The organism is Nonomuraea longicatena, assembly GCF_039525605.1.
GTDB lineage: Bacteria > Actinomycetota > Actinomycetes > Streptosporangiales > Streptosporangiaceae > Nonomuraea > Nonomuraea longicatena.
The window spans coordinates 39,514-46,139 of record NZ_BAAAHQ010000024.1 but is presented as its reverse complement, the minus strand read 5'-3'; the positions used below and the strand labels follow the sequence as shown (position 1 = coordinate 46,139).

Below are 6,626 nucleotides of genomic sequence, written 5' to 3'. Positions count from 1 at the left end.
CTCGTCTTCGCCAACTTCCAATGGCTCGAACCAGGCCGAGGCGACCAGCTGTGGAAAGCGGTCACCGGCTACCAGCAGACCAATCCCAAGGCCACGCTGAAACAGCAGGCCATTCCCCGCAAAGACTACGAGAGCACGCTGAAGACGCAGCTCGGCGCGCGTGGCGGGCCCGACATCCTGATCATCCCCGACACCTTCTTCCCCGAACTCGCCCAGGCGGGACTGCTGGAGCCGGTGTCGGTCCAGGCCGGCCTCAATTCCACGAACGAGGCCGGGAAATTCAAGGGCGAGCAGCTCGCCTACGCCTGGGAGAACGTCAACTACGCGCTTTTCTGGAACAAGGAACTGCTTGACAAGGCCGGCGTCCAGCCGCCTCAGGATTTCGCCTCACTGCTGGCCGCCGCCAAGGCGATCAAGGAGAAGACCGGTAATCCGGGCTTCGCCGTACGGCACCAGATCAACGAGGAGGCGCCGTGGTGGATCGACTTCTCCAACTGGCCGTACGGCTACGGCGGCGGCTGGTCGAAGGACGGGAAACTCACCATCGACGCGCCCCAGAACGTCGAGGCGCTGAAGGCGTTCAAGCAGATGTACGACAGCGGCGCGATGCCGGTCGGCGATGACGCCTCCACGTTCCGGTCGAAGTTCCAGCAGGGCAAGATCGGCATGATGATCGACAACAGTTCGGCGCTGTTCACCATGGTCGGCGGCAAGCAGGTCGAAGTGGGCGCGCGGGCGATCCCGTTCCCGGGCGGCGGGTCGAGCCGGGCCAGCTTCCTGCTCGGGATCAACAAGAACAGCCCGCGCAAGGCGCTCGCCAAGGACTGGCTGACCTGGTTCTTCACCCCCAAGGCCCAGGAGGCGGCCGCGGCGGCGCTGGGCGCCAGCGTGATCGGCACCGACGCGCAGCCGCCCCAGGACTTCCTGACCGCCAACCCGTGGGTGCCGGTCTTCCGCGAGCAGGCGCCCACCTCGCGCACCGCGGTGATCGCCGGGTTCGAGACGAAGACCCCGCAGATCCGGCGCATCGTGATGCAGCAGGTCGAGCAGGTACTGGTGAAGAACGCCGATCCGGCCGCCGCGCTGAGAGCGGCCCAGCAGGAGGCGGAGAAGCTGGGATGACGGCGCGGCGTCTGCCGTACCTGCTGATCGGGGGTGCGGCGGTCTATCTCGCGCTGCTCACCGCGGCGCCGCTGCTCACCGGGCTCTGGCTGAGCGTGACCGACACGCAGTTGCTGAACCCCATGGGCGGGGTGTTCATCGGGTTCGAGCACTACGTGAAGCTCTTCGGCGAGCCGGGGTTCTTCCGCTCGCTGCTGGTCACGCTGGTCTACACGGCGGCGACGGTCGCCGCCTCGCTGCTGCTCGGCACGCTCGCCGCCGTCCTGGTCAACCGCTCCTTCCCCGGCCGTACGGCGGCGCGCACCGTCCTCACGATGCCGTGGGCCGTCCCCACCGTGGCGGTCGCGCTCATCTTCGCCTGGATCTACAACAACGACAGCGGCGTGCTGAACCGCCTGCTCGGACCGGCCCGGCAGGGCTGGCTGACCGACACCGACTGGGCGCTGGTGTCGGTCACGGTCGCCTCGGTGTGGAAGGTGTTCCCGTTCGTCATGCTGGTGGCGCTGGCCGCGCTGCAGTCGGTGCCGGAGGAACTGCGCGAATCGGCCAGGGTGGACGGCGCCGACCGGCTGAACGCCTTCCGCGACGTGGTGTTCCCGTTCCTGCGGCCGACACTGCGCGTGGTGGCGCTGCTGATGACGATCTGGTCGCTACGGCGCTTCGACATCATCTGGCTGCTCACCCAGGGCGGCCCGGTGGACGCCACCGAGACGGTGGTGATCGGGGTCTACCGGGAGTCGTTCGTCAACTCCGACCTGGGCCTGTCCGCGGCGATCGGGGCCGTAGGGCTGCTCATCTCGTCGCTGGTGACGGTGGCGCACTTCCTGCTCGACAGAAGGGAGGACGCATGAGGGTGCTGCGCGTGGCGGCGGTGCTGGTGCTCGTGGTGGTCACCGCGTTCCCGCTGTACTGGATGATCACCACGGCGACCCGGAAGGACGTCTTCGCCGTACCGTCCTGGTGGCCGGACCTCGGCAACCTCGGCGGCCTGGTCGCCGGGCTCGGGCCCATGCTGGGCTGGCTGCCCAACAGCGCCTTCGTGGCGTTCGGGACGACCCTGCTGAGCCTGATGATGGCGGTGCTCGCGGCGTACGCGCTGTCGCGTTTCCGGTTCAAGGGGCGGGGGGTGTTCGGGTTCGCGCTGTTCGCGACGCAGATGCTGCCCGAGGCGCTGATCGTGGTCCCGCTGTATGCGATCTTCCTGGCGCTGGGGCTGCTGAACCAGCTCTCCGGGCTGGTGCTGGCGAACACCGCGTTCGGGATGCCGGTCGCGGTGTGGATCCTGAAGAGCGCGATGGACCGGATCCCGGTCGAGATCGAGGAGTCCGCGCGGGTGGACGGCTGCCCTCGTTACGCGATCCTGCCGCAGATCGTCCTGCCGCTGGTGATGCCGTCGGTGGCGGCGGCCGCGGTGATCACCTTCTTCGAGGGGTGGAACGAGTACCTGTTCGCCAGCACGTTCATGGTCGACAAGGAGAAGTGGCCCGCCTCCAAGGGGCTGGCCTCCTACGTCGGCGAGTTCGTCACACCGCTGGGCACGGTGATGTCGGCCGCGCTGATCTTCACGTTGCCCGCGATCATCTTCTTCCTGCTGGTCCAGCGCAGGATCGTGAGCGGGCTGACCTCGGGAGCGGTGAAGGGTTAGATGCCGGAGATTCGTTTCGAGGCCGTCACCAAGTCCTTCGGTGACACGCCGGTGATCAGGGACTTCACGGCGGAGGTGGCCGACGAGGAGTTCCTGGTGCTGCTCGGGCCGTCCGGGTGCGGCAAGTCCACCATGCTGCGGATGATCGCCGGGCTGACCGACGTCTCGTCGGGCACGCTGGAGTTCGACGGGGTGCGGGTCAACGACCTGGAGCCCAAGGACCGCAGGATCGCCTTCGTCTTCCAGTCGTACGCGCTGTATCCGCACATGACGGTGCGGGCGAACATCGCCTTCCCCCTGTTGATGGCCCGGTTCCGCTGGTACCACCACCTGCCAGTGATGAACCGCATCATGCGCCACCGGTTCCTGAAAAATCAGGACATCGCGGGGAGGGTGGAGGATGTCGCTGCCATGATGGAGCTCACCGACCACCTCGACCGGCGCCCCAGAACCCTGTCCGGCGGCCAGCGCCAGCGCGTCGCCGTGGCCCGCGCCCTGGTCCGGGAACCGTCGATGTACCTGCTGGACGAACCGCTGTCCAACCTGGACGCCAAGCTCCGCACCCAGATGCGCGCCGAGATCGCGGCCCTGTACCAGCGGGTCCGCAAGAGTTTCGTGTACGTCACGCACGACCAGGTCGAGGCCATGACCATGGGGACGCGCATCATCGTCCTCAACGACGGCGTCATCCAGCAGTACGGCACGCCCAAGGAGATCTACGACCGCCCGGCCAACACGTTCGTGGCCGCGTTCATCGGCAGCCCGCCCATGAACCTCATCCCCCGCGACGGCCGCCTGCTGGGGGTCCGCGCCGAGAAGGTACGGCTGACCGACGCGGAGGGCGGACCGCGCGGCACGGTCGCGGTGGTGGAGCAACTCGGCGCGGAAACGGTGGTCGCCTTCACCCTGTCCGGCGCCAAGGACCTCCATTACGCCCGCATGCCCGGCGACGTCGTCTTCGCCCCCGGCACCGAGGTCCGCGTCGACCTGGACCTCACGGCCGCCAGCTGGTTCGACAGGGAGACCGGCCGGCGCCTCCCCTGACGCACCAGCCCGGGTCGCGCCGTCAGTAGGTGAGGTAGCCGGTGGCTGGCCACAGACGCCAGCGGCCTGGGGGCAGCCCGTAGGCCGCCGGCGTCCAGGTCGGGCGGGCCGACATCGGCCAGAGCAGTCCCCATGAGCGCCCCGTCGCGGGCCGCCCAGGGCAGCAGCGTCCCGGTCAGGAGGTGAAGGCGGTCACCAGCATCACCACACCGAAGATCGCGAAGGCGGCGGCGGCGCCGTACCTGATGGTCTTCTCCGGCAGGTGCTTGCCCAGCATGCGGCCGACCACGATCGCCAGCGCGTCGGCGGCGACCATGCCGACCGTGGAACCGATCCAGGTGCCGAGCCAGCCGTACTGCGTGGCCAGGGTGATCGTGGCCAGCATGGTCTTGTCGCCCAGCTCGCTCAGGAAGAACGCGATCGTCACCGCGACGAGGGCGTTCCTGGTGGTACGGCTGGCCTTCTGCGACTCCTCCTCGCTCAGTTCGTCGCCCCGCAGCGTCCACAGGGCGAAGCCGAGGAAGGCGATGCCGGCCACGATGGAGATCGCGGTGGTGGGCAGCGCATCGCCGATGAGCCCGCCGATCGCGACGCTGCCGAGGTGGACGACGGTGGTGGCGATGGTGATGCCGGCGATGACCGGCCAGGCCTTGAACCGGGTGGCGAAGGTCATGGCCATGAGCTGGCTCTTGTCGCCCAGCTCGGCTACGAAGATGGCCACCAGACTTACCCAGAACGCTTCCAACGGTCCTCATTCCACACGAACCGGACCGGAGCGCCTGCGGTGGGGCACGACTCTTCGGCCCGGCATGGCTGCCAGGCCGAAGGTCTCGTCCGCCTCTGTCAGAGGCCCGCGCGACCGGGCGCTTGAAGCGCCAGTGTGTCGATCACGCGATTAGGACTACTCCCCCTCGGATGTCACCGGCAGCTTACCAGCCGTATGCGAAGCGCCCCAAATGTCCATCGAGTGCAACCGTCAGTCCTCGAACCAGGGCCACTCCCCGAAGATGGCGGACGCGAAGTGGATGCCGCCCTCCAGGTGCTCCACGTAGCGGGCGTCCTTCACGGTGAACGTGAACTCGGCGTACGGCAGATCCGCAAGCTTCGGCCCCCGCCGGCCGAATCGCCGCTTGTACTCCTCCTCCGACAACTCCCAGTGCGGCGGCCAACCACACATCTCGCCGACCTCGTAGTCGGTCACGATGCGGCACGCCTCCGAGTAGAAGGCCCGGCCGTCGCGCCGGCCCTGGATGTAGTGTCTCCCTTCTTGGCTTCCCCAGGCCCTGAGCGGCGCGATTCCGTACTTCTCCCCCAGCGCCACCACAGCGTCGTCCCCGAGGCCGGCGGCGGCGTTCTCCTCCTCGGTGAGGACGACATGCAGGCCTTCGTCCAAGACCTGGAGCCTCTCGAACTCCTCCCGAAACTCCGCCCCTTCGGCGAGGGCCTGAGCCTGGGCGAGATCGAGGTGCATGTGGTCGTCACCGTACGCGTTGCCGACGAAGAAGTGGCCCTTCCGGGCTCGATCCCACACCTCCAGAATCATCCGAAGCGCGAAGTCCTCCCCTTCGGGGACCTCTTCGGCGTCGGGGTGGATGATGTGGACCCGGCCGCGCACCGTGGACCCTGTCTTACCGTCGATGGAGATTCGATAGAGATCGGACACAGCACCGATCATGTCAGTGGGCGGGCGCCGATTTTTTGAAACCCCCGAAACCAGGGCAGATGCGCTCACCTACCTCCGCTGTCAGAGGGCGCAGTTGACCAGGACGGGTTCGTTGGTCAGGGTGACCGAGAACTTCTCCGCCACGCCATCGCGGACCTCACGGGCCAGTGCCAGCAGCTCTTCGGTGGTGGCGGCACGGTCGGGGTTGGTCAGCGCCAGGGTGTGCTTGGTGGAGATGCGCGCCGGGCCGCGCCGGTAGCCCTTCGGGAACCCGGCCTGCTCGATCAGCCACGCGGCCGGGACCTTGACCCGCCCGTCCGGCATACCCCACCGGGGGTGGCCGGGCGCCCGCCGATCGAGTTCGGCGGCCTCTTCTGCGCCCAGGATCGGGTTGGTGAAGAACGATCCGGCGCTGCGGGTGTCGGGGTCGTCCGGGTCGAGGACCATCCCCTTGCCCCGCCGCAGCGCCAGCACGGCCTCACGGGCGGCGGCGAGGGGCACCCTGTCCCCCATCTCGGCGCCGAGGCGGGCGGCGAGCTCCTTGTAGGCCACCGCACCCGACATCCCCGACACATCCAGCGCATAGGTGACGGCGAGCACCACGTGCCGACCGGGATCCCGCTTGAACGCGCTGTCGCGGTAGGAGAAACCACACTCCCGAGCCCCCAGGTCGACCACCTGCCGCGTCCGCCGGTCATAGGCGCGCACCGACCGGACGGTCTGCGCCACCTCCTGCCCGTACGCTCCCACGTTCTGGATCGGCGTCGAGCCCACCAGGCCCGGGATGCCCGACAGGCACTCGATCCCCGCCCAGCCCTCGGCCACGGACCGCTCGACCAGGGGATCCCAGTCCTCGCCGGCGTCCACGGTGACGAGCATCTGGTCGCCGTCGCGCTTGACCCGGACCCCGTCCGACGCCACCCGCACGACCAGGCCGTCGAACCCGGCGTCACCGACGACCAGGTTGCTGCCGCCGCCGAGAACCAGCACGGGCCGTCCCGCCCGGTCGGCCTCGGCGACGAGGGACACCAGGTGCTCACAGGTGTCGGCCTCGGCGAACTCGCGAGCGGCCCCGCCCAGGCCCAGAGTGGTGTACGGCGCCAGCGTCTCCATGAGGCCCAAGCTTATGAGGCCCCCGCCGTGCTGTCGCAG

General features: G+C 68.5%; 7 protein-coding genes. 4 read left to right on the top strand and 3 right to left on the bottom strand.

Annotated elements, in window-relative coordinates:
- The 4 genes from ABD120_RS23885 to ABD120_RS23870 all read left to right on the top strand — a co-directional run.
- A partial coding sequence (locus ABD120_RS23885) for an ABC transporter substrate-binding protein (RefSeq protein ID WP_343952241.1) occupies nt 1-1,122 on the top strand: 1,122 nt, incomplete at its 5' end.
- The gene (locus tag ABD120_RS23880) at nt 1,119-1,973 is read left to right on the top strand and encodes a carbohydrate ABC transporter permease (RefSeq protein ID WP_343952240.1); all 855 of its coding nucleotides are present in this window, start codon (nt 1,119-1,121) and stop codon (nt 1,971-1,973) included. The genes ABD120_RS23885 and ABD120_RS23880, both read left to right, overlap by 4 nt.
- Nucleotides 1,970-2,767: a carbohydrate ABC transporter permease gene (locus tag ABD120_RS23875; RefSeq protein ID WP_343952239.1), complete on the top strand. Its 798-nt coding sequence runs from the start codon at nt 1,970-1,972 to the stop codon at nt 2,765-2,767. Before ABD120_RS23880 ends, ABD120_RS23875 begins: the two co-directional genes overlap by 4 nt.
- Complete coding sequence (locus tag ABD120_RS23870) at nt 2,768-3,811, top strand: ABC transporter ATP-binding protein (RefSeq protein WP_343952238.1); 1,044 nt, start codon at nt 2,768-2,770, stop codon at nt 3,809-3,811.
- A gap of 175 nt (nt 3,812-3,986) precedes the next feature.
- Here ABD120_RS23870 and ABD120_RS23865 read toward each other — a convergent pair whose 3' ends face one another.
- From ABD120_RS23865 to ABD120_RS23855, 3 genes are all read right to left on the bottom strand, one after another.
- Nucleotides 3,987-4,556, bottom strand: a complete 570-nt coding sequence (locus tag ABD120_RS23865) for a TMEM165/GDT1 family protein (RefSeq protein ID WP_343952237.1) — start codon at nt 4,554-4,556, stop codon at nt 3,987-3,989.
- 231 nt (nt 4,557-4,787) lie between these two features.
- Nucleotides 4,788-5,474 carry a hypothetical protein gene (locus tag ABD120_RS23860; protein WP_343952236.1) on the bottom strand — a complete coding sequence of 229 codons (687 nt, stop codon included), beginning with the start codon at nt 5,472-5,474 and terminating at the stop codon, nt 4,788-4,790.
- A gap of 81 nt (nt 5,475-5,555) precedes the next feature.
- Nucleotides 5,556-6,587, bottom strand: a complete 1,032-nt coding sequence (locus ABD120_RS23855) for a UDP-N-acetylmuramate dehydrogenase (RefSeq protein ID WP_343952235.1) — start codon at nt 6,585-6,587, stop codon at nt 5,556-5,558.
- Nucleotides 6,588-6,626 lie beyond the last annotated feature (39 nt).

Excerpts from the sequence above, each read along its gene's own strand:
- ABD120_RS23880 (WP_343952240.1), top strand. The coding sequence starts at position 1,119 with ATGACGGCGCGGCGTCTGCCGTACCTGCTGATCGGGGGTGCGGCGGTC.
- ABD120_RS23875 (WP_343952239.1), top strand. The coding sequence starts at position 1,970 with ATGAGGGTGCTGCGCGTGGCGGCGGTGCTGGTGCTCGTGGTGGTCACC.
- ABD120_RS23870 (WP_343952238.1), top strand. The coding sequence starts at position 2,768 with ATGCCGGAGATTCGTTTCGAGGCCGTCACCAAGTCCTTCGGTGACACG.
- ABD120_RS23855 (WP_343952235.1), bottom strand. The coding sequence starts at position 6,587 with ATGGAGACGCTGGCGCCGTACACCACTCTGGGCCTGGGCGGGGCCGCT.